The sequence below is a fragment of the Corynebacterium vitaeruminis DSM 20294 genome, assembly GCF_000550805.1.
In the GTDB taxonomy this organism is placed as follows: Bacteria; Actinomycetota; Actinomycetes; order Mycobacteriales; family Mycobacteriaceae; genus Corynebacterium; species Corynebacterium vitaeruminis.
In genome coordinates, this window is record NZ_CP004353.1 from 1,502,596 (window position 1) to 1,528,317 (window position 25,722).

Here is a 25,722-nt window from a genome sequence, read left to right on the forward strand (position 1 = left end):
CTACTCCTGTCCGAACGGGCACACGCGATTCATAGTGGGTTCCGCAGCCCTTCGCCGCGTAGGGTCCGCTGGCGTCGGCCCGCGCGCAAAAGAGCGCGAGCAGCCACAAGCGCGCCAAAGCGCCACCTCACAGACCTAGTCGAACGTCCTCGGCGCGGGTAGGGTGGGAAAGGGCCGCATCGTCATCGAGTGCGAAAAAGTGTGAGATTTGTTGTAAATATCTGTGTTTGCGTGGGCGCGGCCTGCCTTGTTGCAAAAATTTCACTAGATTAGAGCCCATGAACGAAAACCAAAGCATCGTGGAACTGCTCACCAACGTTCCCGAAGAAGGACTGCACATCCGCGAGCTCGCGCTTCTCAACGAGCTCAGCGATGGTTACGCCTCCGGGCTGGGTATCCGCTTCACCAAGGCCGGGCCCGATGGCGTGGACGCCGAGCTCCCCGTCTCGGACAAGCTGCTCCAGATCACCGGCATCGTCAACGGCGGCGTCTACTGCACCATGGCAGAATCGATCGGATCCATCCTCGGCGTCATCGCGGCCAACGGCAAGGTTGTCGTCGGCGTGAACAACAGCACCGACTTCCTCTCGCCTGTCGCAGCCGGCGTCATCTCCGCCGAGGCGCGCGTCATCCGTGCGGGCCGCAACACCCAGCTCATCAGCATCGAGATGTTCCACCGCGACAAGCTGATCGCGCGCACGACCCTGCGCACCATGCTGGCCCCCGCGCCCGCGGAGGGGCCCGCCACCAACCGCGCGGACAAGTACGTCTAGTCGCGCGCGCTATCCGATGAGCATGCCGTGCGCGCGCAGGCGCTGCATGTAGGCGGTGCCGAGGGCGGTCGCCGGGGTGAGGACGCCCCCGGCGACCGCCTTGTGCGCGTTCAGGGCCCTGCGCGATTCGACGCGAGCCAGGGCTGCCTCCGCGAGCATCATCGCGGTGACCTCGTAGCCCGGATCGCCTTCTGCCTGAACCCGGCCGGTGACCACCTTGCCGCTTAAGGTCTCGCCGACGTGGGTGATCTGGAAGTATCCTTCCGCGCGTTCCTTCTCGCTCGGGCCCTCGCCCGGCTCCGGAAGGATGAGGGACAACGGCTTCTTCAACCGCGGCTGCTGAATCGCCGCGAACCCGATCCTCGTGGCCGCGAGGAGCGCCCGAGCCTTCGTCTTCCCGAGCCGCCCCTGGCCAGTGGCGATGGCCTCCTTGTAGGCCACGGCCTTACCGTAGGCGTGGTCGAGCAGCGAGTTCGAGCGGCGCACGATCCGGGTGTTGAAGGAACTCATGAAGAACGGGCCAACCCAGGTGTGGACGGGACCCACCTGGACCTCCTCGAACACGAGGTCATTCTCCAGCCCTGCGATCGTGGCCTCCGACTGCGGGCTAGGGCAGAGCGAATAGGGGTCGAAGAGTTGGCGGGCGAGTTCCGGATCCCGGCGCGCGGCTACGAGGACCTCCCGCATCGAGTCGACCGTGCCGCCCGAGAACCCGCCCCTCAACCTGTCCACGATCATGAACACGCGCGAGAACTCCTCACCCGCCTTAAGCGAGAGGTTGAGCATGCCAATGTCGGAGGGTACCGAGTCGAAGCCGCAGGAGTGGACGATACGGGCCCCCGTCTGCCGGGCGAGATCGTGGTAGGCGTCGATGGTGTGCCGGATGAAGAACACCTCACCGCACAGGTCGACGTAGTCGGTCCCGCGGCGCGCGCACGCCTCGACCACGACGTCGCCGTATCGGCCATAAGGTCCCACCGTGGAGATGAGGACAGTGGTGTCCGCCACCATCGATTCGACCGAGGCAGCGTCGGTGACGTCCGCGAGAACGATGGGGAAATCTACCCCGAGGGATTCCTTCAAGTTCGTGAGCGCTTCCAGGTTGCGCCCGGCCAACGCTATCCGCACCCCGGAATCCGGCGGATACGTGCGGGCCAGGTACTCGGCGACGATGCGTCCGACGTAGCTCGTGGCCCCGAAGAGGACCACGTCGTAGGTCGCGGCGTCCCGCCAGCTTCCAAGATTCATGTCGTTGTAAGCATGTGTCATGGGCCCCACTGTAGCGGCCTTGGGCAAGTGAACGCGTCGGCGCAGGAAATCGAGGAGGCCTAGAGCCAGTCCTGCTTGCGGAAGAACCACCACAGAAGACCGACGATGATGACGATGCTCGCCAGCACCACGTAGTAGCCGTGCTGGGTGTGCAGCTCCGGCATGTTGTCGAAGTTCATGCCGTACACACCGGCAATCAGCGTCGGCACGGCGGCCATGCCGACGAAGGCCGAAATCGCGCGCATGTCCGAGTTCTGCTGGAGGGTGATCTTCGCGACCGCCGCGTCGATGAGCGAGCTGAGCCGCTCGTCGTGGCCGGCGATGGTGTCTTTGACCAGGATTTCGTGGTCGAGGATGTCGCGGAAGTAGGAGCGCATCTGCTTGTTAATGAGGTCCTTGTTGCCCGCGATGAGCATCTTGAGTGCGGGGTCGAGCGGGTCGACCGCGTGGCGCATCTCCAGGATCTCTCTTTTGAGCAGGTAGATCTGGTCGACGTTGATCGCCGCGCCCGGGGTGAAGACCTCCTCCTCGAGGAAGTCGACGTCCTCGTGCAGCTCGGTGCTGATCCGCACGTAGTCGTCGACGAGCGCGTCGGCCACCGCCCACGCCACCGCCATCGGGCCGTTGTGGACGAGCGAGTACTCATCGCCCAGGCGGCGCCGCAGGTCCGGCATGGGCGTGTTGTGGCGGATGGTGATGACGAAGTTCGGGCCGATGACGAACTGCAGCTCGCCAGTCTCGATGACCTGGCGGGACGAGATGACCGATTCCTGCCGCTCGTCGAAGTCGGAGTACTTGACCGAGCGCACCACCACGAACAGCTGGTCGTCGTAGCGCTCTACCTTCGGCCGCTGGTGGGCGCTGACGGCGTCCTCCACGATCAGCTTGTGGACGCCGAACTCCGCGGCGACCTTCTGCATCTGCTCGGTGGTCGGCTCCGAGAGGCTCAGCCACACGAAGCCTTCCTGCTCCGGCTGGCGGCGCTCCTCGAGCAGCTTGAGCGCATTGGTGTGGTTGCACTCGCCGGGGATCCGCGCGCCGTCGATGAACAGCCAGCAGTGGTCGATGACCCGCTCGACCGGGATCCGGATCCGCGAGGTCGTGGCGATGGTCTTGGGCGTCCGAAAGCGCGAGATGGGGTTCAAGGCGCCGGAGTTCTTGGGGGTATTCATCTGCGCTTCCGCCTTTCTGCCCGGGCCGATCCAGACCTCCGCGAATTGCGGAACAGTCTGGGTGTGTAATGGTTGAAGACGCCGCGAGGCGCGCACGGCTTAAGCCTACACACAGCCTCTTTAGGCCGCACAAACGTCGCGCGTGCTTGTGGTTTTGCCCGCTTGCCGACGGCCATGGCGCCGCAGCCGCAGACCCCGAAGCGACGGGCTTCCTATACTGGGTGGCATGCCAACATGGACCGACATCACCACCCGAAACCCGCAGCACTCCCGCAACTATGCGGCGCGCTGGAAGAACATGGAAGCCGAAGGCAGAGACATCGTCGGCGAGGCCCGGCTCATCGACGCCATGGTGCCCCGCGGCTCCCGCATCCTCGACGCAGGCTGCGGGACCGGGCGCGTGGGCGGATACCTGCAACAGGCCGGGCACTCCGTGGTGGGCGTCGACCTCGACCCGTACCTCATCGAGGTCGCGCGTGAGGACTTCCCGGAGGCGACCTGGGAGGTGGGCAACCTCGCCGAAGAGGGGAGCATCCCGGAGGCCGATTTCGAGGCCATCGTGTGCGCCGGAAACGTTATAACCTTTCTCGCCCCGGAGGAGCGCCAGCCAGCGCTCCAGAACCTCTTTGCGGCGCTGGCACCGGGCGGCCGCGCGGTGATCGGATTCAGCGCCGGCCGCGGGCTGCCGTTCCCGGCCTTCCTCGAGGCGGCCAGTGCCGTGGGCTTCCGGGTTGACGCGACCTTCTCGACCTGGGACCTGCGCCCCTTCGACCCGCAGTCGAGCGACTTCCTCGTCGCCGTGCTCTCCAAGTAGGAGGCAAGGCTAACGCAATTTACCCCCGACCCTGAGAAAAATTTCAGGGGATCGGGGGTAAAAATTTATCGGGCCCGGGGGCTGCTACTTGGCCTGCTTGTTGAGCTTGACCATCTCGGCACGCGCGTGGAGCTGCTGGCTCGTGGTGGCCAGGTTCCAGCGCTTGCGGGAGATCGCGTTGATGCCCCAGGAGAAGATGGCGGTGGCGCGGTTGCGGAAGCCCACGAGGAACATCACGTGGACGACCAGCCAGAGCAGCCAGCCGATGAAGCCGGTGATCTCGACCTTGCCCATCTTCACCACGGCGTTGAAGCGGGAGATGGTGGCCATGGAGCCCTTGTCGAAGTACTCGAAAGGCTCGCGGGCGTCGGAGGAGCGGCCCTCGGCCTCCTCGGCGATCTGCTCGGCGACGTACTCGCCGCCCTGGATGGCCACCTGGGCAACACCCGGGAGGCCGTTAAGGCCCATCATGTCGCCGACGACGAAGACGTTCTTCTCATCGCCCACGGTGAGGTCCGGGTTGACCGGGACGCGGCCGGCGCGGTCGACCTCGAGGCCGACCTGGTCGGCGATCATCTTGCCCAGCGGGGAGGCTGCCACGCCTGCGGACCAGATCTTGCAGTAGGACTCGATGGTGTCGACGGAGCCGTCGGTGGTGGACTTGTAAGTCACGGAGTTCTCGGTGACGTCGGTGACGATGGCGTTGAGCTTGACGGTCACGCCGATCTTCTCCAGTGCACGCTGTGCGTTGCGGCCGAGGCGCTTGCCGAACGGCGGGAGCACCTGCGGGGCGCCGTCGAGGAGGATGATCTTTGCGTTGGCCGGGTTGAAGCGGTTGTACTCGCCAGCCAGGGTGCGGTGGGCCATCTCGGCCAGCTGGCCGGCCAGCTCGACGCCGGTCGGGCCCGCGCCGACGACGACGAAGGTGAGCAGGCGCTCGCGCTCGGCCGGGTCCTCGGTCAGCTCGGCGCGCTCGAAGGCGCCGATGATGCGGGCGCGCAGCTCGAGGGCGTCGTCGATGGTCTTCATACCCGGAGCGAACTCGGCGAACTGGTCGTTGCCGAAGTAGGATTGGCCGGCGCCCGCGGCGACGATGAGGCTGTCGTAGGAGAGCACCTTGGTAAAGCCGTCAAGCTCGGCGGTGACCAGCTTGTCGGCGATGTTGATGTCGGTGACCTCGCCCTTGATGATGTGGACGTTCTCCTGGTCCGCCAGAACCTGGCGGGTGGAAGGAGCGATTTCGCCGGAGGAAAGAATGCCGGTTGCCACCTGGTAAAGCAGGGGCTGGAACAGGTGGTGGTTGGTGCGGTCGATAAGGGTGACGTCGACGTCAGCATCCTTGAGGTTCTGCACTGCGAACAAGCCGCCGAATCCAGAGCCGATGACCACTACGTGGTGACGGCCGCCCTCAGGGCGAAATGGAGTCTCAGACATATGCGATTTTCTCCTGTATGAAGTGCGTGCTTAACACAATTGTGAATGTGAGTTTCACCTAATCTCCGGGTGATTTATCTCATGCTACAGTGCGAAAACCCAATTTTCATCTTCGCCCCCGGGGCTGGTTGCAAGGGCTTACCCTATAAAGCAACAGATACTGTTGAACGTCACTCTTTTGAATGTGACTTTCGGGGGTAGTCCGCGTTTGGACAGCTAGGAAGCGCTTTATCGGTGAACGACGAGTGTTTTCGCTCTCAAAAGGTGTTCACTTTATTCGTCGTGGCTTCGCTCCACGACGTTCTCCCCGCCGCTCGGCGCGGGGGCAACACCCCGTTTGCAAATCGCGTTAATCTGTCAAATAGGTGCCCCATGCCCCCGGATAAAAGGGTGGAAATCGAGGGCCAAAGCTGGTAATGACCAATCAACGAGGGGAGCGCTATATGCCGCCAAAGGGCGAGTTCTCTCGCCGACCCGCAGCGGGTTTCCGAGTGGACCCGTCGGTGTGGCCGCGAGTCGCCACGGTGCCTTCCGGTTTCCGAGCAGCCTGGGGCGCGCGCCGCGCCGAGGCTGAGTTCGCCCAGGCCTGCGACAAGGCGGGCTTCGTCATGAGCGGGCCGAGCGCCGACCTCGTCATCTTTGAGGAGTCGCTGTTCGTGCGCCTGTCCGAACACGGGTTCCTCGGGCTCGCCGAGGGGTACATGGCGGGCGAGTGGAGCACGCCCAAGATCGTGGAGGTGCTCACCGGGCTTCTCCAGGCCGGTTACCACCCGAAACCCTCGAAGGAGGACGTGGGCGGCGCCTACACCGGCCTCGAGCTTCCAGCGCAGCTGGTTCGGCTGTTCTCCGGCGACGGCATGAGCAGCCACGGCACGGTGTTCTCCTCCGGGGTTCCCACCACGGAACGCGTGGCGGTCAAGAGCTTCGTCCAGGGCGCGGGCCGCGGCAACGAGCCGGCCCAGCACTACGTGGACGTGACCACCCTGTCGGAGCCGACCGTCGTTGAGCGCGAGGACCTGCCCGAGGCCCAGCTGCGCGCGGTGCGGATGCTCCTCGACGCGGCGCGTGTCCGCAACAACACCCACCTCGTGGACTACCCGGCCTCCGGCGGCGCGGTCGGCATCGCCGCCGCCCACCGGCACGCCACGGTCGACCTGCTCACCGCCGACGCGGATCAGGCGAGCGACGTCCGCGCGGTGCTGGAGATGGCAAACGTGAGCGACAACGTCAGCGTCGAGCTGATTGACGAGCCGTTCCCCAACCCGCGCAACTGGCAGAGCCACTACGACGCCATCGTGAGCGTCGAGAAGCTAGAAAGGCTGGGCGAGCGGGGCAGGAGGGTGTACGCGCGCTCGATCGATAGGCTGCTCACCATGGGCGGCTTCGCGGCGCTGCAGACCGTGGTCGCCGCGGGCGAGGACGACACGCTCGCCCGCGACTGCCTCGAGCTCGCCCGGGCCTACCTGTGGCCCGCCTTCTCGCCGGTGCCCATGTCCGAGCTCCACCGGCTCTTCGATCGGGAAACGGGGCTGCGCGTCATCGCGGAGACGCACATCGGCAGTCACTACGTGCGGGGTCTGGCGCTGCAGCGTGAGACCTTCGAGGGCAACGAGCGCGAGGCCGCCGCCGACGGCTTCGACGCCGTGTACCGGCGTATGTGGGTCTTCTACCTCGCCATGGCGGAGGCGCTGTTCAAGGTCGGCGCGCTGGATGCGGTCCAGCTGACGGTCACCACACGCAACCGCCGTGGTCGTCGATAAGCGAATGCAAAAAGGCCCTTCCCGATAAGGAAAGGGCCTAAAGCGCAGGTGCTAGATCTCCTCGAGATCGAACTCCTTGGTCTCACGCATGACGTAGACGGAGAACAGCGTGATGACGGAGACGACGATGAGGTACCAGCCGACCGACTGGACGCCGAAGTCGCGAGCCAGCGCGGTGGCGATGAACGGGGCCACTGCCGCGCCCAGGATGGACGAGACGTTGTAGCTGATGCCGGAGCCGGTGTAGCGGACGTTGGTGGGGAAGAGCTCGGGCAGGACCGCGGACATCGGGCCGAAGACCAGGCCCATGAGGAACATGCCCACCGTCAGGAAGGCGAGGACGCTGCCCTTGGTGGCGTGGTCGGGGTTAAGGAACAGGTCGAAGGTGAAGCCGAAGGCGATCATCGCGGCGGAGACGACCAGCAGGAACTTGCGGCGTCCGAAGCGGTCCGCCCACTGGCCAGCCAGCGGGATGCCGACGATGAAGGCGAAGATGGAGACCAGCTGCAGCTTCAGGAAGTCGTTGTAGGCGATGCCCAGGCCCAGGCCAGTTTCCCTCTTACCGATGCCGTAGGACAGGATCCAGGTGGTGACCAGGTAGAACAGGGTGTAGCAGGACAGCATGACGAAGGTGCCCAGAACCATCGGGCGCCACGAGGTCTTAAATGCCTCTGCCAGCGGGGTCTTGACCTTCTTGCCCTGCTCGACGGCGGCGCGGAAGACCGGGGTCTCCTCCAGCTTGATGCGGACCCACAGGCCGATGATGACCATGATCGCGGACAGGCCGAAGGGGAGCCTCCAGCCCCAGCTCATGAACGCGCCCTCGATGTCGCCGCCCGTGTGTCCGAGCACGGTGACCAAGGTGAGGAAGAAGCCGTTGGCGCACAGGAAACCGAACGGGGCGCCCAGCTGCGGCCACATGGCGGCCCAAGCACGCTTGCCCTTTTCAGCGGTCTCGGTAGCCAGCAGCGCTGCGCCGGACCACTCGCCGCCGAGTCCCAGGCCCTGGCAGAAGCGCATGAGCGCGAGCAGGGCCGGGGCCAGCAGGCCGACCTGATTGTAGGTGGGCAGGAAGGCGATGAGGAAGGTGGCGATGCCCATGGTCAGAAGCGAGCCGACCAGGGTGGCCTTGCGGCCGATGCGGTCGCCGAAGTGGCCGAAGACAACCGAGCCCAGAGGGCGTGCGACGAACGCCAGACCGAAGGTGGCGAAGGACTGCAAGAGGCCGACGCTGGGGTCGTCGTTCTTGGGGAAGAACAGATAGGGGAAGACTGCCACGGCCGCGGTCGCATAGACGTAGAAGTCATAGAACTCAATGGTGGTGCCCACCATGGAGGCGGTGATAATCCGGCGCTTGGTGGCCTTGTCGGCCATCGGCGCCGTCGAGGTGGGAGACAGGGTCTCGGTTGCGACGGTTGACATGATGAGAATAGTCCTACTTTTGAATAATGAAGATAATGCCGCTTGGCGTGCGGGCGGGACCTTGTGGGCGCGCCGACTCCTGATGAAGCTCCGAAGGGTTAGCGGTAAGGAAACCCTTTTTGAATCGCGACAGTACTTACCTTAGAATCTCAAAAGGTGGGAGTCAAGTCCCATAATGTGAGATATTGCATTATGTGGGATTATTTTTGCTTTTGGGCTCCAATTTGCGTAATGCAAAGGTTTTCGGCGGCTGACCGACGCGTTTGAATGTGATCAACCAAGCAAAATTCGGGCAGCATGGGAAACGCCCGCTGCGTACATCCGTCGAGATGTGCAGCGGGCGAGGCGGAAGGCGGGCGCCAAATGAGGACCGCCGGCGTAGCGTCGACAAGCGGGCTAGGGAAGCGGCAGCTCCTCGAAATCCTCAAGCAGGGCAGCCGAGGGAATGAAGAAGAGGGTGCCGGTGGATGCCGTGGAGAAGTCGAGGATGCGGTCGGTGTTGCCCTCGGGCTTGCCGATGAACATGTTGGTGAGCATCTCCTCGGTGACCGCGGGGTCGGCCGCGTAGCCCGCGAAGTAGGTGCCGGAGGTGCCGTCGAGGAAGCTGCCGAACGGCATATTCAGGCGTAGGATGTCGCCGTCGACGTCGTTCAAGGCGACGTGGGAGTTGTCCGGCTTGGTCTCGTCGTCGAGCTCGACGTCGTCCAGCTTGGTGCGGCCGATGACCTTTTCCTGCTCCTCGGTGGACAGCTCGTCCCAGGCGCCCATGTCGTGGGTGTACTTCTGGACGATGAGGTAGGAGCCGCCCGCGTAGTCGGGGTCCTCGTCGCCGATGTGGACAGCGTCGAGCGCGTCCTGGCCTTCGGGGTTCTCCGTGCCGTCGACGAACCCGAGCAGGTCGCGGTTGTCGAAGTACTTGAAGCCCTGCGTCTCGTCCACGACGGTGGCGCAAGTGCCTAGCTTGTCCAGCACGATGCGGGCTAGCTCCCAGCACATGTCCGGGGTGGCGGCGCGCGCGTGGAGGACGATGTCGCCGGGGGTTGCGGGCGCGTGGTGCACAGCGCCGCGCAGCTCCTTGAACGGGTGCAGCTTCGCCGGCGCCGGGGCCGCCGTGAGCTTCGGCCACAGCGCCGCGCCCACGCCAATCACGCCGTGGAGCTCGGCCTCGGGGTGCCTGAACGAGACGGTGCGCACGAGCCCCGGGAAGTCGCCGAGGACGTCGCGTACGTTATCAAGCGCGCCGTCGATCGAGTCGTCGATCGTGAGCACGAGGAACAGCGCGGCGGCCGAGGGGTCTGCGACGATGCTTTGGGATGGCATGGGTGAACGCTCCTTGGGAAGGCGGGTGGGCTGACCGTTTCCATGGTAGTCACGTCCTAGGGGGAAGTGCCCCATCCATCTAAAATGACATAATGTACATTATCGGACAATTACGGGAAGATGCCTGTTACGGGGCTTTCGCTTGTCGACGCCCATGGCGCGCGGCCCTCAATTTATCAGTCTGGTCCACTTCATTCCGCGATGCCACGGCATCCTGGCGCCGCCAGCGACGTACGGAAACCTATAGATTAGCCTGCCGCCGCAGCGCCTCCGGCTCGCCACGGCGGATGTGCGCGTTTGAGCCTTGGCCGTCGACAAGCAAGGACCGCGACGGCGCGACCGCCTCTTTGGGAGCTTGAAGCCGCGCAAATGGCTTCTTGCCTCGCCCCTGTCGCATACAGGGAAACGTCCCCAATTCGTCACAGTGACGAAAAGGGGACGCGTTTCCCTTTGTGCTAAAGCTCGGATCGTCGGCGCTTTTCCTTGTAGGCGCTGGCCAACTGCCCCGCCGTCAGCAGCGCGAGGAGCACGGCGACGGCGGCGATCCAGATGAGGTGCTGGGTGGCGACGAAGATCCCGAACCCGATGATGACGATCAGCCGCACCCACAGCGCCGGGATCATTCTGTGGACGGGCATTACTTCTTCTCCAGCGTGAGCAGGATGTTGATGTCGCCCTCGTCGTTGATCTTCGCGGCGACGAACTCCGGCGACTCGACGCCGTAGTCGTTGCGGTTGATGTGGATCGACGTGGACAGGATGATCTGGTCGCCGGAGCGAACGGCCTTGAACGTCGGGTCGACCTGGTTGGTCTGGCCGTGGATGGTCAGCTTGCCGGGCGCGGTGATCTCGGAGACCTCCGCGTTATCGCCCAGCGAGGACACGTCGACGTTGCCGTCGAGGTCGAAGTAGGCCGACGGGTACTTGTTCGTCTCGAAGATCTTGTTGCGGACGTTGATGTCGCGCTTTTCCTGGTCCGTGGCCACCGCGGACATGTCCACCTCGACGTGCGCCGAGGTCAGGGTTTTGTTTTGGATAGAAACATCACCGCTGACCGCGCGGGTCGAGCCCGAGGTCACCTGCTCCTTGGCCGGAAGCAGCTCGTCGAAGGTGAAACCCACGGAGCTGATATTGGGGCTTTGACCGTAGACGACCTGCCAGTCGCCGTCGACCTCCGTGGTGGCCGGCTTCGCATTGGATGCGTCGAGCTCCGGGGTCTTTACTCCCGGGGCATGCATCAAGGGAATGACGATGGAGACCACGGTGATGAGACCGAGGATGAGGATGGCGGCTACGCCGGAGAAAAGGATGATCTTTCGTTTACGGTCCATGTTCTTCGCTTTAAACCTCGTCGCTGGAAGGGTTCGTGTGAAGGCTGAGGCGTGCAGCAGCTGCGACACTCACAGTCGGTCTATCTGATTTTTTCGAGGTCCCTCGCCAGAGTAATCAGCTCTTGGCACAGGGGGTCGAGCTCATCAAAGCGCGCCCCTTCCTTCGAAGCCGTGGCGATGTCCTCGGCAAGGCACCGAAGCTCGAAGAGCTTATCGCGCATGGCGTCGACGTTCTCGGGACGCAGGATGACAGCTGATGCCGGGATCTCCGTGCCCTGAACGCTCAAGCGCTGCTCGTAGGCCCTTTGACGACACGCCTGGCTGCAGTATTTCTTCCGCCTGCCCCGCGGGGACTCGGCGATTTCTTTACCGCACCACTGGCACGTTGGTTGGCGCTTCGCTGACATTTTCCATAGTCTACTCACTTACGTATGGGGGCGATAATCCGAATATGGTTCTCCCCTCCTTTTAGGCCATCTCCCCCTTCAGCCTTGTCTGATTGCCCGAAAACTACTGCTTATAACGGGGGCCGGGAACAATCTGGGGGTGCTCGTGCGTTAGTATGAAAGACCTTACATGCCCGGCACGCGTGCCGCGGCGTGCACGCATTCGATGAAAGGACTGATCACCTAATGGCAGATCGCGTTCTCCGCGGCAGCCGCATGGGCGCCGTGAGCTACGAAACGGACCGTGACCACGACCTGGCACCGCGCCAGTTGGTTCGTTACAAGACGGAGGCCGGCGATGTGTTCGAGGTCCCCTTCGCTGACGACGCCGAGATCCCCGGCACCTGGCTGTGCAAGAACGGCCAGATCGGCACCCTCGTCGAGGGCGAGGGCATCGAGTCCAAGCCGGCCAAGCCGCCGCGCACCCACTGGGACATGCTCCGCGAGCGCCGCTCCATCGAGGAGCTCGACGTCCTCCTCGAGGAGCGCATCGAGCAGCTGCGCAAGCGCCGCCGCAACGCCCAGCGTCTGCTCAAGCAGCAGGAGGAAGAGGCGGCGAAGAACGCCTAGCCTCCCCTAGCGCTCCGCAGCAAGCCGACGAGCCCCTGCCACCGACATGTGGTGGCAGGGGCTCAAGTCGTTTTCTAGACTAGCAGGCGAGAATCGCGTCGACGACCTGCTGCGGGACCGGGGTCTGGTCGTTGAGGACCTGGTCGAGGACGCTGCTCGAGCCCTGATCCATGTGGCAACGCAGCTTGTCCTTCAGCTGGCTTGCCGCGGTCTGGGAGTCGTCGGTCACGGCCCCCAAGGCATCCGAGGTGGCATCGGCGGCCGTGCCGAAGGTGATGATCGCGATGGTGTAGTCGGGGCCGATCGAGGCGGTGCCGTTGACGGAGCGGTCGTCCGACCATCCGTACTTGGTGCCCTGCACGCCCTTGATCTGAGAGGTGCCGTAGTTCTGCACGTAGCCGTCGGCCGCGAGCGGGTGGGCGGTGCTCATGCCGTTGATGATCGGCTGGGAGGCCGCGTCGTTGCGGATCGCCTGCAGGAAGCGCGCGACGTCGCTCACCGAGGTGGTGGTGTCACCCCAGTAACCGTTGTAGCTGGTCTCCCCCAGCCCGAAGGCGGAAATGGTCTCGGGGATGGCCTGCGGGTACTTGCGGTCCCGGGTGGTTGCCACGCCGTCGTCGGAGAAGCGGATCATGTTCTCCACGAGCGCCTGATCCTCAGGTGCGCCGTGGTGGAGCACCCAGTGCCCCAGGTACAGCTTCGCCAGCGACATCGCCTCGCGCGGCTGGTGCGCGTTGGCGGAGTCGACCTCGGTTCCGTCATCGTAGACCACGGCCATCTCCGAGCGCTGCGGCACGGAGTCGGGGGCGATGGTCAATGCATGTGCGGGGACCGCGGTGGCTACCATGAGCGCCGCCGCCAAAATCACGCTTTTTTTCATTCCGTACACCCTAGTAGGGGCGGTGGACTTGGGGGCACATTGGATCGGAAGTGAACCCAAGAAAGTGGCCCAAGACACGCTCGTGCCCTCCCGGCCGGTGGCGGCGGGAGGGCACGAGGTAGGCGCGCTATTTTCTTAGATCGAGTGCTTCTTGCGGAAGGCCTTGATGCCGTGGTCGGCCTGCTTGCCCAGCTCGCTGACCAAGGAGGTCACCTGCTCCTTGCGGTGGTTGAAGCCCCACTTGGTCACCTCGAAGAGGGAGTCCTTGACGAAGCTGCCGTCTAGCTTGGACTCGCCGATCTCGCGCTCGGTGAAGGTGATCGGCACCTCGCGGACATCGAAGCCCGCCTGCACAACTCGGAAGGCCATGTCCACCTGGAAGATGTAGCCGGCGTTGGAGAGCTCGTCGAGGTTAACGGTCTCGAGAACCTGGCGGCGGAAGGCGCGGTAGCCAGCGGTCACGTCCGACAGGCCCAGGCCGAGGGCGACCGAGATGTAGATGTTGCCGCCCTTCGACAGCGCGTAGCGCTTCATCGGCCAGTTGACGGCCTTGCCGCCGGGCACGTAGCGGGAGCCGATGACCAGGTCGGCGCCGTCGTCGATCTGCTCGAGCAGCTTGTGCAGCTCCTCCGGCGCGTGGGAACCGTCGGCGTCCATCTCACACAGGACGGTGTAGTCGCGCTCGAGGCCCCAGCGGAAGCCGGCCACGTAGGCGCCGCACAGGCCGCCCTTGCCCTCGCGGTGGAAGACCTTGATGTGGGAATCCTCGGCGGCCAGCTTGTCGGCGGCCTCGCCGGTGCCGTCCGGGCTGTTGTCGTCAACGATGAGGATGTCCACGTCTGGCGCTGCCGAGCGCACCCGACCAGTGATGAGCGGCAGGTTGCCGAGCTCGTTGTAGGTGGGGATGATGACCAGGGTCTTGTCGCTGGGCTTGCTCATGGCAGTAAGGTTTCTCCTTTTGCTTCGGGTTCGCGGGCGCCACGATCGGTGCGGGCGAGTAGGCGTATTGGCGGCGGCGCCAGAGTACGGGCGCGGAGCGCTTATGAGTTGCTAGGCGTCCTTGCGCTGCTTTCGAAAGGACAACGCGCCGACAGCACACATTGTTCCTATGATAACCAAGATGTATTCAACATAAGAACCGTATCGGGCGGCGAATGTGAGGGTGTCGCGCAGCGGGAGCGACTCGATGAGGTGCCGCGCCTCGAAAATGCCGGTCTGCTGGGTGACGGTTCCGTCGGGCAGGATCATGGCCGAGGAACCGGACGTTGCCGCGACCACCACGGAGCGATCCAGCTCGATGGCCCGCATGCGGCTCATGGCCAGCTGCTGGTAGGTCATGTCCGAGAACCCGAAGGTGGCGTTGTTCGTCGGGGTGGTCAGGATCTGGGCACCCGCCTTGACCGCGTCGCGTCCGGCGGCGTCGAAGGCGACCTCGTAGCAGGTGGCGACGCCCACCGCGATCGGGTTATCGTGGTTGCGCGCGTTGATGTGCACGACCCCGTCGCCGTCGCCGGGCTTGAAGTCGCTGGCCAGGTCCACCAGCGGGGTGATCATCCGGAAGAAGCGCCGCCAGGGCATGTACTCGCCGAACGGCTGCAGGAACTTCTTGTAGTGGTACTCCCCCACGCCCGTGTCCGGATCCATGACCACCATCGTGTTACGGTCGCCCACCTCGTCGCGGGTGATCGTGCCCACGAGGATGGGCGCGTCGACCTTCTGCACTGCCTGGTCGATGAGTGCTTTCGCCTGGGGGTCGGTAAACGGGCCCACGTCGGAGGCGTTCTCCGGCCAGATCACCATGTCGACGGGCTGGTCGATGCGCATGGTCTCCTCGACGTGGTTGGTGAGCACCGCGCGGCGCTGGGCGTTGAAGTCCAGGCCGAGGCGCGGCACGTTGCCCTGCACCGCGGCGACCGTCACCGAGCCGGAATCGGGTGCCTTCCCGCCGGTCACCCAGGCGGTGCCGGTGGCCACCGCGGCGACGGCCAGAACTGCGGCCCCGAGCTTGCGGCTGTCGGCGCGCAGCACGCCGACGAGCGCGAGGCCCACGCACACGGTGCTGAAGCCCACCAGTGCTGGCCCGCCCCAGGCCGCCAGCTCCTTGAGGGGCCCCGAGACCTGCCCCCAGCCCAGCCGCACCCACGCAAAGCCCCCGAAGGGGAAGGTGCTGCGTGCCCATTCGATGGCCTGGTACACGAAGGCGAAGGCCCACGGCATCCACCTGCGTGCGCCGAGCCTGGCGATGAGCGTTCCGAACAGTCCCGACCAGAGCGCGAGGTAGATGCACAGGGCGATGTAGGGCATCTTGCCCACCAGCTCGCCGATCCACGGCAGGAGCAAGAGATAGAGCGTCATCGCGTGGGCGAATCCTACGAGGAATCCTCCTCTTCCGCTCAGGTTGCCGTAGGCATCGACAAGCCAGAAAAGCGGGCGCTGGAACCACCGCGCGGGGCGCTGACGGGCGGGGACGAGTCGCCCGCTGCCGCCGACAAATGGCCACGCGGAACGCGGGGCGAGGGAGAGAAACAGCAGGCCAGCACCCACCCACGCCGCGACGAACCACCCGAGCGGCTCGTAGGAGGAAAACAAGAGAAGGCCCGCGGCGGCGGCGAGCGCCAGCCTGGACAGCAGCGTGAGGAAGAGCGTGAACATCGGCGCTGATTCTAGCCGCTGCCCCGGCACCGCGGGACGTTGGGGCGACGAGTCGCGGGGCGGCGGGCGGGAAAAACCCGCCCGGGCGAGACGCTAGCCTCTCCAGGCGGGTTTCTAGGCCGCGTTGCGGCGCCTACTTCGCGCCGCCGCCCGGCTTGCCAAAGTCCTCCGGCTTGAGGTTTCGCGACCACTCCTGGATCTCGGTCTCGTCGATGACGATGGGCCGCGAGGCGGGAGCATCGCTGGCGGAGGCATCGCCGAAGCTGCCGTAGCTCACCCGGGTGCGGTACTGGTTGGTGGCTTCGAAGCTGCGAACGCCCAGGTCCTCGATGAAGGCGCGCAGCTTCTTGGCGAGGCCGCGGCGCGCGAGCGCGCGGGTCGGCGGGAGGATGAGCAGCAGGCCCACGATGGAGGTCAGGAAGCCGGGCAGGGCGACGAGCACGGAGCCTGCGGCAAGCAGGCCGATGTCGCCAGCGGCTTGGCCGGGCGTTCCCTTGCCCTTTTCCAGACGGGCGGCGATGGCGCGCATCTCGTAGGCGGCCAGGACGAGGCCACCGAAGAGGAAGATGAGCAGCCACATGAGCGCTGCGCCGGTGCCGAGCCAGGAGGCCACGGCCCAGAAGGTCAGCGCTTCGAGGAGGATATAGGGAACACCAATGATTGCGGGCATGTTCCCCACAATAGCCAGCGAGGCTAAAAATAGCCTGGAAAATTGCCGCTGCTCGCCTAGGGCGAACAAGATAGGCGGCTGGGTGAGCTCTCAGCCCGTGCCCAGCCGCCAGCACCGTGGGTTCGGGGCGCAGAAAGTGGTTCAATAACCCTGCGCCGAGTTTAAGGTGCGGTTCATTGCGCCGGGGCTACTGCCCGCGGTCGTTGCGCTCCTCGAGATCGCCCTCCATCTCCAGGAAGGTCTGGCGCAGCGTGTCGAGCGCCTCCTCGGAGGGCTCCTCCCACAGGCCGCGCTCGTGGGCCTCGAGCAGACGCTCGGAGATGTCGCGCAGCGCCCACGGGTTGGACTGTTCGAAGAACTCGCGGTTGACCGGGTCGGCGACGTAGGTGCTGGTCAGCGTCTCGTACATCCAGTCCTCCATGAGGCCGGTGGTCGCGTCGTAGCCGAAGAGGTAGTCGACGGTGGCGCTCATCTCGAAGGCCCCCTTGTAGCCGTGGTTGCGCATGGCCTCGATCCAGCGCGGGTTGACCACGCGGGCGCGGAAGACGCGGCGGGACTCCTCGTGCAGGGTGCGGGTCTTGACCGTCTCCTGGCGGGTCGAGTCGCCCACGTAGGCCTCCGGGTTGCTGCCGGTGAGCGCGCGGACGGTGGCCACCATGCCGCCGTGGAACTGGAAGTAGTCGTCCGAGTCGGCGATGTCGTGCTCCTTTGAGTCGACGTTCTTCGCCGCCACCTGAATGCGGGTGTAGGCCCGCCGCATGTCCTCGTCGGCCTTCACGCCGTCGACGCCGCGTCCGTAGGCGTAGCCGCCCCAGGTGGTGTAGACCTCGGCGAGGTCCTTGTCGTCGCGCCACGCGCCGGACTCGATGAGCTGGAGCAGCCCAGCGCCGTAGGTGCCCGGCTTGGAGCCGAAGATTCGGCGGATGCGCGTGTCGCTTCCCTCCCCGTCGTTGCTTGTTGCGGCGGCGTCCTGGCGGGCGTGCGCGCGCACGTAGTTGTCCTCGTCGGACTCTTCGAGGCTGGCCACGAGCTGGACCGCGTCGTCGAGCAGGGCGATGACGTGTGGGAAGGCGTCGCGGAAGAAGCCGGAGATGCGCACCGTGGTGTCGATGCGCGGTCGGCCGAGCTCCTCCAGCGAGATGACCTCGAGGCGCACGACGCGGCGGGAGGCCTCGTCCCACACCGGGCGCACGCCCAGCAGCGCGAAGACCTCGGCGATGTCGTCGCCGGAGGTGCGCATGGCGGAGGTTCCCCACACCGACAGGCCCACCGACTGCGGGTAGGCGCCGTCGTGGTCGGCCTGGTAGCGCTCGATGAGCGAATCCGCCAGCAGCGTGCCGGTCTCCCACGCCAGCCGCGAGGGCAGCGACTTCGGGTCGACGGAGTAGAAGTTGCGGCCGGTGGGCAGCACGTTGATGAGCCCGCGCATGGGCGAACCCGACGGCCCCGCCTCGATGAAGCGGCCGTCGAGGGCGCGCAGCACCTGGTCGATCTCGCCGGCGGACTGCGCCAGCCTCGGGATGACCTCCTGACAGGTAAAGACGAGCAGCTTGACCAGTCCCGCGCGATCGGCGCCTTCCGGCAGCTCTGTTTCTTGCACGAGCTTGTCGACGCCTTCGGCTCGCCACCCCTCTACCTCGAGACGCTGGAGCAGCCCCTTGGCGAGCTCCTCGATGTCGTCGACGCGGTGGCGGGACTCGTCGCCCGCCTCGGACAGGCCGAGCGATTCGCGCAGACCCGGGACGGCCTCCTCGCCGCCCCACAGCTGGCGGGCGCGCAGCATCGCGAGCACGAGCTCGACCCGCATCTCGCCGGTGACGGCCTCGCCCAGGATGTGCAGGCCGCCGCGGATCGCGACGTCCTTGATCTCGCAGAGCCAGCCGTCGATCTCCATCATCTTGTCGTCGAAGGCCTCGTCGTCGGGGCGCTCCTCCCAGCCCAGGTCGGAGTCCATCTTCGCTGCCTGCAGCAGGGTCCAGATCTCCTGGCGGATGGCCGGAAGCTTGGCCGGGTCCATGGCGGCGATGGAAGCGTGCTCGTCAAGCAGCTGCTCGAGGCGGGTGATGTCGCCGTAGCTCTCCGCGCGCGCCATCGGCGGGATCATGTGGTCGACGAGGGTCGCGTGGGCGCGGCGCTTGGCCTGGGTGCCCTCGCCGGGGTCGTTGACGAGGAACGGATAGATGAGCGGAAGCTCGTTGATCGCCTGATCCGGGTAGCATTCGGCCGAAAGGCCCGCGTTCTTGCCCGGCAGCCACTCCATGTTTCCGTGCTTGCCCATGTGGACGATGGCGTCGGCGCCGAAGATCTTCCGCAGCCAGAAGTAGGTTCCCAAGTAGTGGTGGTTGGCGGGAAGATCCGGGTCGTGGTAAATGCCCACGGGGTTGTCGCCGAAGCCGCGCGGTGGCTGCACCATGACCACGACGTTGCCGAACTGCAGGCCAGCGATGTAGATCTCGCCCGTGGCCCCGTTGACGTAGTGGGTGCCGGGGGCCGCGCCCCAGTGCTCCTCCATCTCCTCGCGCATGGCGGCGGGCAGCGTGTCGAAGAAGCGCAGGTAGTCGTCCTTGGCCAGCTTCAGCGGGTTGTTTTCGAGCACCTCCTCGGTGAGCCACTCGGGGTCGTGGCCGCCGGCCTCAATGACGGCGTGCATGAGGGCGTCGCCGTCGAGGGTGCCCTCCACGTCGCTGGCGGTGAACCCCGGGATCGCGCTGGTGTCGCCGAGGTCGTAGCCGGCAGCGTTGAGGGCGCGCAGCACCCTCAACGCGGACAGCGGGGTGTCCAGGCCCACGGCGTTGCCGATGCGGGCGTGCTTGGTCGGGTACGCGGAGAACATGAGCACGAGCTTCTTCTCGGCGTTGGGCAGCCTGCGCAGCCGCGCGTGGCGGTAGGCGATGCCCGCGAGCCGATCGCAGCGCTCGAGGTCGGGGACGTAGGAGATGAGCCCGTGCTCGTCGTACTCCTTGAACGAGAAGGCCACGGAGATGAGGCGGCCGTCGAACTCGGGCACGGCCACCTGGCTGGCGACGTCCATCGGCGAGAGTCCCTCGTCGGATTCCTCCCACTCGGCGCGGGAGTTGGTCAGAGCCAGCCCCTGGATGATCGGGATGTCGATGCCCGCGAGCGCGGCCACGTCCCAGGCCTCGTCGTCGCCACCGGCTCCGGCGGTGGCGGGCTTGGTGCCACCCGCGGCGAGCACGGTGGTGATGAGGACATCGCACGTAGCGATTTCGTCGATAAGCTCCTGCGGCGCCTGGCGCAAGGAAGCCGCAAACAGCGGAACTGCGACCGCGCCGCGCGCCTCGATCGCGCGCGAGAGCTGGGTGATGTAGTTGGTGTTGCCGGCGAGGTGCTGGGCACGGTAGTAGATGATGCCGATGCGCGGGGCCTCGGGGTCGGCGACGGCGGACTCGAAGTCGAGGTGGCCCCAGATGGGCATGTGGGTGGGCTCCTCGAAGCCCAGGCCCGTGAGCAGGAGCGTGTCGCTCAAGAAGTGGTGGAGGTTGACGAGGTTGCGGGTGCCGCCCTCGGCGAGGTAGGTGTGCGCGGTGGTGGCGACGCCGGCGGGGACGGTGGAGATTTCCGTGAGCTCGGCGTCGACGGCCAGCTCGCCGGAAACCACGACGGTGGGCACGCCCGAGGCTGTCAGGGCACGCAGCCCCTCCTCCCACGCGCGCTTGCCGCCGAGCAGGCGGACGACGAAGACGTCGGTGTCCCCCAGCAGGTCCTGCAGCGCGGCCTCGGAGAGGTGGATGGGGTTGGCGAACCGGTAGCTCACCTCCTCGTGTTCATTCGCGGCCTTAGCGGTGAGCAGGTCGGTGTCGGAGGTGGAAAGCAGGGTAATCATGCTGGTGGGTAACCTCGGGAAAGGCTCGTGGCGGGAAGCGCGCCCGCGGACGGAACAAGAACAAAGAAGATCCGCGTGATGGTCTGACTGTGACAGTGGCGCGACCGCCCGGAGTTTCACCGGCTTCACCACGCGGAAGTCCCGAGTCGGGCTCGCGCTGCAGCACCGACTCGAAGTGGTTCTCACCTTACCCGAGGCCTGTTCGCGGGTGCCCCAGCCCGCCGCGGCTAGGCCTCGAGGTGCACCTCGGGGGCGTGGGTGGTCGCCCGGGAACGGTCGCTGGAGCCATGGACGAAGAGATAGACCACGCCGGAGACGATCACGAGGCCGGAGAGCACCCAGTACATCGTCTTGTAACCGCTCGCGGTGATGAGCATGCCCAAAGCGATGGGGCCGAAGCCGACACCGACGTCGAGGAAGAGGAAGAGCGTGGAGATGCCCGCGCCCATCTCCTTGGTGGGAACCAGCCGCACGGCGATGGCCTGCGCAGCGGGCAGGAGCGAGCCGTACCCCAGGCCGACGAACAGGCCGGCGACCACGACCATCCAGTTGGTGGAGGCGGCGGCGAGCAGCGCCAAGCCGATGGCGAAGGTCACCACGGCGGAGTAAATGACCACGTTGTCGCCGTTCCTGTCCTGAACCCGGCCGAGGAACAACCGCATGACCAGGGAGATCGCGGCGTAGGCGATGAAGAAGAGGCTGGCGCCAGCCTCCAGGCCGTTCGCGCGGGAGTAGGCGTTGATGTAGGTGATCACGCCCGCGTAGCCGACGCCGATGAGCAGCATGAAGACGCCGATCGGGGCGACGTGCGGGTGAATCATCGAGCGCAGGCTGCGCCCGCCGCCGTGGTGGGCCTCCTCCGGGTTGCGGATGAACAGGGCGAAGGCGAAGGCGAGCACCGCGAGCGCCGTCACGATGTCGAATACCGCGGTGTAGCTCCACTTATGGGTGAGCGCCAGGCCCGCCGCGGGGCCGAGCGCCGCCGACAGGGTGGTCCCGAGCGCGAAGTATCCGGTCCCCTCCGCGCGGCGGGTCGCGGGGATCACCGACTGGGCCACGGCCATAACCGCGGTGGAGGCGATGGCGTAGAAGGCGCCGTGCACGATGCGGACCAGGATGAGGAGCACTAGCGAGTGTGCGGGGAAGTAGGCCAGGCACGCGAGCACGATGACGATCAGCGAGATGATCAGCGATTTCTTCCTGCCTATGGCGTCGACAAGCATGCCTGAAAACAGGCGCGCGGCGGTGGCGCCAACGACGAAGGCGCTGGAGGCGAAACCGCCCGCGGTCTCGCTCGCGCCGAACTGCTGCGCGGCATAGAGGGCCATGATGGTGACCAGCAGGTAAAACACCATGAACTGGGCGAAATTGACCAGCCAGGCGAAGGCAAAGGTCGAGGTTATAAGGCGTGGGCGAGAGGACGTAGTGGTCACCTTCTTGGGGAGTGCATAAGACGAACGTCACAATCCTAGTAACCGGCCCCAAGTTCGCAGGCGAGCGGCCCCCACCTGCGGAAAAGCGAAAAGAGGTGTGATTTTCAACTGGTTTCTTAGGGTTTGTCGCGTAGCGCTCGGTACTAAGCTCAGGAGGCATGTCTGACAGTCTCTTTTCCACACCCATCGTGGACTTTTCTCGTGACGCAGCCGTGCTCATCGAGCACCCGGATCGCAGCCGCCAGGACATGTGTCCCGGTACCCTTCGGCTGCATAAGGCGGAGGACGGCCTCATCGGACGCGTGCGCTTCCCCGGCGGGCTCGTTCGCCCCGAGCAATGGAACGACATCGCCCGCCTGTCCACCGAGCTCGGCAACGGCACCGTCCACGTGACCACCCGCGGCAACATGCAGTTCCGCGGCGTGGAGGACTCCGCGGCATTCGCCGAGTTCGTCGAGAAGGCCGGGTTCCTGCCCTCCCGCGAGCACGACAAGCTGCGCAACATCATCGCCTCCCCGCGGGCGACCCACCTGTGGGGGCTCATTGACGACCTCGACCACAGCCTGCTGTCCTCCACCGATGTGATCGGCCTGTCCGGCCGCACCCTCTTCGGCTTCGACGCGGGCCAAGGCGACATCCTCTCCCAACACCCGGACTTCGGCGTGTTCGAAGAGGACGGCGGCTTCCGACTCATCCTGGGCGGCGCGCTCACCGACTACGTGGTCACCGACCGCGGCCTCGTCGGTGGCGCGCTCACCCGCGCCGCCGCCGCGTGGCAGTCGCTGCGCGGCGACAACTGGCGCGTGCACGAGGCGCCCGCCACCCACGCGGCGATCCTCGCCGCCGTGGCCGAAGCCGTCGACCTCGCCTCCTCCCCCGCCCCTGATGTTCAGCGCCCGGAGGACGCCCGCCCGATCGGCTGGATCGAGGACGACAACGGCTCCGTGGCCTTGGGCGCCGGGCTCAAGTTCGGCTTCTTCTCAGCCAAGGTGGCAAGCATCCTCGGCGCGGTGGGCGCGCCGGTGACTATCACTCCCTGGGCCTCGCTCCTCATCCACGGCCTCGACTCAGGCGACGCCGACGCCGTGGTCAAGGTGCTCGCGCCGCAGGGCCTCATCTTCGACGCCAACTCCCCGTGGCTGCGGGTGACCGCCTGCACCGGTCTGCCCGGTTGCGCCAAGTCGCTCTCGCACACCCAGGAGGACGCAACCCAGCTGGTCCTCGGGGGGAACGTTCCCGATGGTCTAGTACACTTTTCTGGGTGCGACCGCCGCTGCGGCCACCCACTTGCCCACCACACGGAGTATGTCGCCACCGGCGACGGGGAATACGAGGTCAACGCTCGATGAGCTTCGATTACATCACAGACGGGAACGAGATTTATCGGCGTTCCTTCGCCATGATCCGGGAGGAATCGAACCTTTCGGCTTTCGACGCCGACCAGGCGCAGGTCGCGGTCCGAATGATTCACGCCGCGGGCCAGACGGATCTGGCCCAGGACATCGAGATGTCCGCGGGCGCGGTAACGGCCGCGCGCGAGGCACTGCGACGCGGCGCCCCAATCCTCTGTGACGTAAACATGGTTGCCTCCGGGGTGACCCGCACGCGCCTGCCCAAGGACAACGAGGTCGTGTGCCTGCTCAAGGACCCGCGCGTGCCGGAGCTGGCGAAGAAGCTGGGCACCACCCGCACCGCCGCCGCGGTGGAGCTGTGGGAGGATCGTTTGGACGGTGCGGTCGTGGCCATCGGCAACGCGCCGACCGCGCTGTTCCACCTGCTCAACTGGCTGGAGGAGGATCCCACCCGCCCGCGCCCGGCGGTCATCCTGGGCATCCCCGTCGGCTTCGTCGGTGCTGCGGAATCCAAGCAGGCCTGCGCCGACGTCGCCGAGAAGCTCGGCACCGAGTTCATCACCGTCCACGGGCGCAGGGGCGGATCCGCGATCACCTGCGCCGCCATCAACGCACTCGCCACCGAGAAGGAGATCCTGTGAGCACGACCACGCCGGAAAAGGGAACGCTGATCGGCGTGGGCGTGGGGCCGGGCGATCCCGAGCTGCTCACGCTCAAGGCGGTCGCGGCGATCCACTCCGCCGATGTCATCGCTTACCACGCACGGCCGAACGGCTCGTCTACGGCGCGTTCGATCGCCGAGGGGCACTTCCGTGAGGACCAGCAGTTGGAGCTGCTCGAGTACCCGGTGACCACGGGCATCACGGAGCACCCCGGCGGCTACGCCGGGGCGATGGCGGACTTCTACACCGAGGCCGCGGCGCGCCTGCGTGCTCACCTCGACGCCGGGCGCGCGGTCGCCGTGCTCGCCTTGGGTGACCCCATGCTGTACAGCTCCTTCCAGCACCTCCACCGGATGCTCGCCGACGACTACCCCACCCAGGTCATCCCCGGCATCCCGTCGGTCACCGCCGCGGCCGACCTCATCGAGCAGCCGCTCGCCGAGGAGACGGAGATCCTGAGCATCATCCCGGGGACCCTGTCCAAGAACGAGCTGGTCGCGGCGCTGGGCGTCTGCGACAGCGCAGTGGTAATGAAGCTCGGCCGCAACTTCGACAAGGTCAAGGAGGCCATGATCGAGGCCGGCGTCGCCCGCCGCGCCTACGTGGCCATTCGAGTCGGCATGAGCGACCAACGTCAGCTTCCGCTTCTCGACGCCGAAGGCAGCGAGCTCCCGTACTTCTCCGTGGCCGTGGTGCCGTCCAAGACCGCCTCCTCGGCCGCCAACGCCCAAGAGGAATCCGAGGGCACTGGCGGTGAGGTGGTCGTGGTGGGCCTGGGCCCGGGCAGCGACCGGTGGACCACGCCCGAGGCGACGCTGGTGCTTTCGCAGGCCACCGACATCGTCGGGTATTCCACCTACGTCAAGCGCGTGCCGGAGCGCCCCGGCCAGCGCCGCCACCTGAGCGACAACAAGGTGGAGGCCGAGCGCGCCGCGATGGCGCTGGACATGGCCAAGTGCGGCCGCCGGGTCGCCGTTGTCTCTTCCGGCGACCCCGGCGTGTTCGCCATGGCCGCCGCCGTCCTCGAGACCGCCGACGACGACCAGTGGCGCGACGTGCCGGTACGGGTGGTCCCCGGGATGACCGCGGCTCAGGCCGTGGCCTCCCGCGTGGGCGCCCCGCTGGGACACGACTTCGGCATGATCTCGCTGTCGGACCGCCTCAAGCCCTTTGAGGTGGTGGAAAAGCGCATCCGCGCGCTGGCCGGTGCCGACATGGCCTTTGCCGTGTACAACCCCGCCTCCAAAGAGCGTCGCTGGCAGGTGGCCAGGTTGAAGGAGATCGTCGCCGAGTATCAGGCACCGGCAACTCCCGTCATCGTGGCCCGTGCTGTAGGGTCTGAACAGGAAAGTGTAACGATTACGACACTTGAAGCGTTCGACCCAGATGTAGTCGACATGCGCACGATGGTGATCATGGGCGCCTCCACCACGAGGACCTATGTCTCCCCTGTTTTCGGCCCGCGGGTGTTTACCTCCCGCCGGTACGAATAGTCGTTGCGCCTGCCGACGCGCCTCGCGGGTCGCGCCCGCGTTTAGAAAAGTCCAGTTGAGGAGTATTCTTTTGACCCCATTGAAGCGTTCTTTCGTCGCCCTGGCCGCCACCGCGGCCCTGACCGCTGGCGCCGTTGCACCGGCCGAGGCCGCAACCGCTAAGGCGGACACCTCGAGCACGAGCAGCACCGGCACCAGCAGCCAGTCTGAGCTGTACAACATGAGCTCGGAGGTCGGTTCCTCCGACATCCAGAGCTGGTTCAACACTCAGGACAGCGGCACCAAGTCGCTTCTCGCGGCCCTGACCGGCATCGGCGCCGTCCTGCTCGCGCTTCCTCCGCTGCGCACGATCATCTACAACCTCTTCCACGTCTAAATCAGGCGGGCCGGGCGTCCCCGGCGCGCGTGGAAAAGACCCGCGGGCGG

At 65.9% G+C, this 25,722-nt stretch carries 22 protein-coding genes; 8 read left to right on the forward strand and 14 right to left on the reverse strand.

The features are described from left to right. Nucleotides 1–278 precede the first annotated feature (278 nt). Nucleotides 279–773 carry a PaaI family thioesterase gene (locus B843_RS06920; RefSeq protein WP_025252784.1) on the forward strand — a complete coding sequence of 165 codons (495 nt, stop codon included), beginning with the start codon at nt 279–281 and terminating at the stop codon, nt 771–773. 9 nt (nt 774–782) lie between these two features. Here B843_RS06920 and B843_RS06925 read toward each other — a convergent pair whose 3' ends face one another. Next, on the reverse strand, nt 783–2,042 hold the full coding sequence (locus B843_RS06925) for a saccharopine dehydrogenase family protein (protein WP_081751525.1): 1,260 nt from the start codon (nt 2,040–2,042) through the stop codon (nt 783–785). Between the two features lie 59 nt (nt 2,043–2,101). Further along, the gene (locus B843_RS06930) at nt 2,102–3,214 is read right to left on the reverse strand and encodes a magnesium and cobalt transport protein CorA (protein WP_081751526.1); all 1,113 of its coding nucleotides are present in this window, start codon (nt 3,212–3,214) and stop codon (nt 2,102–2,104) included. Nucleotides 3,215–3,440: 226 nt separating this feature from the next. Here B843_RS06930 and B843_RS06935 point away from each other — a divergent pair, with 226 nt between their 5' ends. After that, nucleotides 3,441–4,028, forward strand: coding sequence for a class I SAM-dependent methyltransferase (locus tag B843_RS06935; RefSeq protein ID WP_025252787.1), 588 nt, complete (start codon nt 3,441–3,443; stop codon nt 4,026–4,028). An 84-nt stretch (nt 4,029–4,112) separates the two neighbouring features. Here the strand turns inward: B843_RS06935 and B843_RS06940 are convergent, their stop codons facing one another. After that, complete coding sequence (locus tag B843_RS06940; protein WP_025252788.1) at nt 4,113–5,462, reverse strand: NAD(P)/FAD-dependent oxidoreductase; 1,350 nt, start codon at nt 5,460–5,462, stop codon at nt 4,113–4,115. A gap of 443 nt (nt 5,463–5,905) precedes the next feature. Between B843_RS06940 and B843_RS06945 the strand changes: the two genes are divergently transcribed. After that, a complete protein-coding gene (locus tag B843_RS06945; RefSeq protein WP_051483469.1) occupies nt 5,906–7,222 on the forward strand; it encodes a class I SAM-dependent methyltransferase in 1,317 nt (438 codons plus the stop codon). A gap of 51 nt (nt 7,223–7,273) precedes the next feature. On the opposite strand, the gene B843_RS06950 is transcribed toward B843_RS06945, so the two are convergent. The 5 genes from B843_RS06950 to B843_RS06970 form a co-directional block, all read right to left on the reverse strand. Then, nucleotides 7,274–8,644 carry an MFS transporter gene (locus B843_RS06950; RefSeq protein WP_025252790.1) on the reverse strand — a complete coding sequence of 457 codons (1,371 nt, stop codon included), beginning with the start codon at nt 8,642–8,644 and terminating at the stop codon, nt 7,274–7,276. Nucleotides 8,645–9,040: 396 nt separating this feature from the next. Then, the gene (locus B843_RS06955; RefSeq protein ID WP_025252791.1) at nt 9,041–9,964 is read right to left on the reverse strand and encodes a Dyp-type peroxidase; all 924 of its coding nucleotides are present in this window, start codon (nt 9,962–9,964) and stop codon (nt 9,041–9,043) included. A 455-nt stretch (nt 9,965–10,419) separates the two neighbouring features. Beyond that, the gene (locus B843_RS06960; RefSeq protein WP_025252792.1) at nt 10,420–10,602 is read right to left on the reverse strand and encodes a hypothetical protein; all 183 of its coding nucleotides are present in this window, start codon (nt 10,600–10,602) and stop codon (nt 10,420–10,422) included. Then, nucleotides 10,602–11,294 (reverse strand): YceI family protein, encoded by a 693-nt coding sequence (locus tag B843_RS06965; RefSeq protein WP_025252793.1) that lies wholly within the window; start codon nt 11,292–11,294, stop codon nt 10,602–10,604. Before B843_RS06965 ends, B843_RS06960 begins: the two co-directional genes overlap by 1 nt. A gap of 80 nt (nt 11,295–11,374) precedes the next feature. Beyond that, entirely contained in the window at nt 11,375–11,701 is a 327-nt protein-coding gene (locus B843_RS06970; protein WP_025252794.1) for a hypothetical protein, read from the reverse strand. 225 nt (nt 11,702–11,926) lie between these two features. On the opposite strand from B843_RS06970, the gene B843_RS06975 reads away from it, so the two are divergent. Continuing rightward, nucleotides 11,927–12,310: an RNA polymerase-binding protein RbpA gene (locus B843_RS06975; RefSeq protein ID WP_025252795.1), complete on the forward strand. Its 384-nt coding sequence runs from the start codon at nt 11,927–11,929 to the stop codon at nt 12,308–12,310. 79 nt (nt 12,311–12,389) lie between these two features. Here B843_RS06975 and B843_RS06980 read toward each other — a convergent pair whose 3' ends face one another. The 6 genes from B843_RS06980 to B843_RS07005 form a co-directional block, all read right to left on the reverse strand. Then, the gene (locus B843_RS06980; RefSeq protein WP_025252796.1) at nt 12,390–13,190 is read right to left on the reverse strand and encodes a hypothetical protein; all 801 of its coding nucleotides are present in this window, start codon (nt 13,188–13,190) and stop codon (nt 12,390–12,392) included. 135 nt (nt 13,191–13,325) lie between these two features. Further along, on the reverse strand, nt 13,326–14,129 hold the full coding sequence (locus B843_RS06985) for a polyprenol monophosphomannose synthase (protein ID WP_025252797.1): 804 nt from the start codon (nt 14,127–14,129) through the stop codon (nt 13,326–13,328). 111 nt (nt 14,130–14,240) lie between these two features. After that, nucleotides 14,241–15,842: an apolipoprotein N-acyltransferase gene (gene lnt, locus B843_RS06990; RefSeq protein ID WP_025252798.1), complete on the reverse strand. Its 1,602-nt coding sequence runs from the start codon at nt 15,840–15,842 to the stop codon at nt 14,241–14,243. Nucleotides 15,843–15,975: 133 nt separating this feature from the next. Further along, nucleotides 15,976–16,512: an FxsA family protein gene (locus B843_RS06995; protein WP_025252799.1), complete on the reverse strand. Its 537-nt coding sequence runs from the start codon at nt 16,510–16,512 to the stop codon at nt 15,976–15,978. Between the two features lie 187 nt (nt 16,513–16,699). Beyond that, a complete protein-coding gene (gene cobN, locus B843_RS07000) occupies nt 16,700–20,356 on the reverse strand; it encodes a cobaltochelatase subunit CobN (RefSeq protein WP_025252800.1) in 3,657 nt (1,218 codons plus the stop codon). A gap of 227 nt (nt 20,357–20,583) precedes the next feature. Further along, nucleotides 20,584–21,789: an MFS transporter gene (locus tag B843_RS07005; RefSeq protein WP_025252801.1), complete on the reverse strand. Its 1,206-nt coding sequence runs from the start codon at nt 21,787–21,789 to the stop codon at nt 20,584–20,586. A gap of 158 nt (nt 21,790–21,947) precedes the next feature. On the opposite strand from B843_RS07005, the gene B843_RS07010 reads away from it, so the two are divergent. From B843_RS07010 to B843_RS07025, 4 genes are all read left to right on the forward strand, one after another. Beyond that, nucleotides 21,948–23,138 carry a precorrin-3B synthase gene (locus B843_RS07010; RefSeq protein ID WP_025252802.1) on the forward strand — a complete coding sequence of 397 codons (1,191 nt, stop codon included), beginning with the start codon at nt 21,948–21,950 and terminating at the stop codon, nt 23,136–23,138. Then, nucleotides 23,135–23,782, forward strand: a complete 648-nt coding sequence (locus B843_RS07015) for a precorrin-8X methylmutase (RefSeq protein WP_025252803.1) — start codon at nt 23,135–23,137, stop codon at nt 23,780–23,782. Before B843_RS07010 ends, B843_RS07015 begins: the two co-directional genes overlap by 4 nt. Further along, nucleotides 23,779–25,296, forward strand: coding sequence for a precorrin-3B C(17)-methyltransferase (cobJ, locus tag B843_RS07020; RefSeq protein WP_025252804.1), 1,518 nt, complete (start codon nt 23,779–23,781; stop codon nt 25,294–25,296). The genes B843_RS07015 and cobJ overlap by 4 nt, the downstream gene beginning before the upstream one ends. Before the next feature lie 70 nt (nt 25,297–25,366). Continuing rightward, nucleotides 25,367–25,672 (forward strand): hypothetical protein, encoded by a 306-nt coding sequence (locus tag B843_RS07025; protein WP_155895119.1) that lies wholly within the window; start codon nt 25,367–25,369, stop codon nt 25,670–25,672. Nucleotides 25,673–25,722: the final 50 nt, after the last annotated feature.

Bases quoted from the DNA above. Each gene is read 5' to 3' on its own strand.
- B843_RS06995 (WP_025252799.1), bottom strand. From the start codon at position 16,512: ATGCCCGCAATCATTGGTGTTCCCTATATCCTCCTCGAAGCGCTGACC.
- B843_RS06960 (WP_025252792.1), bottom strand. From the start codon at position 10,602: ATGCCCGTCCACAGAATGATCCCGGCGCTGTGGGTGCGGCTGATCGTC.
- B843_RS06975 (WP_025252795.1), top strand. From the start codon at position 11,927: ATGGCAGATCGCGTTCTCCGCGGCAGCCGCATGGGCGCCGTGAGCTAC.
- B843_RS06945 (WP_051483469.1), top strand. From the start codon at position 5,906: ATGCCGCCAAAGGGCGAGTTCTCTCGCCGACCCGCAGCGGGTTTCCGA.
- B843_RS07015 (WP_025252803.1), top strand. From the start codon at position 23,135: ATGAGCTTCGATTACATCACAGACGGGAACGAGATTTATCGGCGTTCC.
- lnt (WP_025252798.1), bottom strand. From the start codon at position 15,842: ATGTTCACGCTCTTCCTCACGCTGCTGTCCAGGCTGGCGCTCGCCGCC.
- B843_RS06950 (WP_025252790.1), bottom strand. From the start codon at position 8,644: ATGTCAACCGTCGCAACCGAGACCCTGTCTCCCACCTCGACGGCGCCG.
- B843_RS06970 (WP_025252794.1), bottom strand. From the start codon at position 11,701: ATGTCAGCGAAGCGCCAACCAACGTGCCAGTGGTGCGGTAAAGAAATC.
- B843_RS06940 (WP_025252788.1), bottom strand. From the start codon at position 5,462: ATGTCTGAGACTCCATTTCGCCCTGAGGGCGGCCGTCACCACGTAGTG.
- B843_RS06920 (WP_025252784.1), top strand. From the start codon at position 279: ATGAACGAAAACCAAAGCATCGTGGAACTGCTCACCAACGTTCCCGAA.
- B843_RS06930 (WP_081751526.1), bottom strand. From the start codon at position 3,214: ATGAATACCCCCAAGAACTCCGGCGCCTTGAACCCCATCTCGCGCTTT.
- B843_RS06935 (WP_025252787.1), top strand. From the start codon at position 3,441: ATGCCAACATGGACCGACATCACCACCCGAAACCCGCAGCACTCCCGC.
- B843_RS07010 (WP_025252802.1), top strand. From the start codon at position 21,948: ATGTCTGACAGTCTCTTTTCCACACCCATCGTGGACTTTTCTCGTGAC.
- B843_RS06925 (WP_081751525.1), bottom strand. From the start codon at position 2,042: ATGACACATGCTTACAACGACATGAATCTTGGAAGCTGGCGGGACGCC.
- B843_RS06980 (WP_025252796.1), bottom strand. From the start codon at position 13,190: ATGAAAAAAAGCGTGATTTTGGCGGCGGCGCTCATGGTAGCCACCGCG.
- B843_RS06955 (WP_025252791.1), bottom strand. From the start codon at position 9,964: ATGCCATCCCAAAGCATCGTCGCAGACCCCTCGGCCGCCGCGCTGTTC.
- B843_RS06985 (WP_025252797.1), bottom strand. From the start codon at position 14,129: ATGAGCAAGCCCAGCGACAAGACCCTGGTCATCATCCCCACCTACAAC.
- B843_RS06965 (WP_025252793.1), bottom strand. From the start codon at position 11,294: ATGGACCGTAAACGAAAGATCATCCTTTTCTCCGGCGTAGCCGCCATC.
- cobN (WP_025252800.1), bottom strand. From the start codon at position 20,356: ATGATTACCCTGCTTTCCACCTCCGACACCGACCTGCTCACCGCTAAG.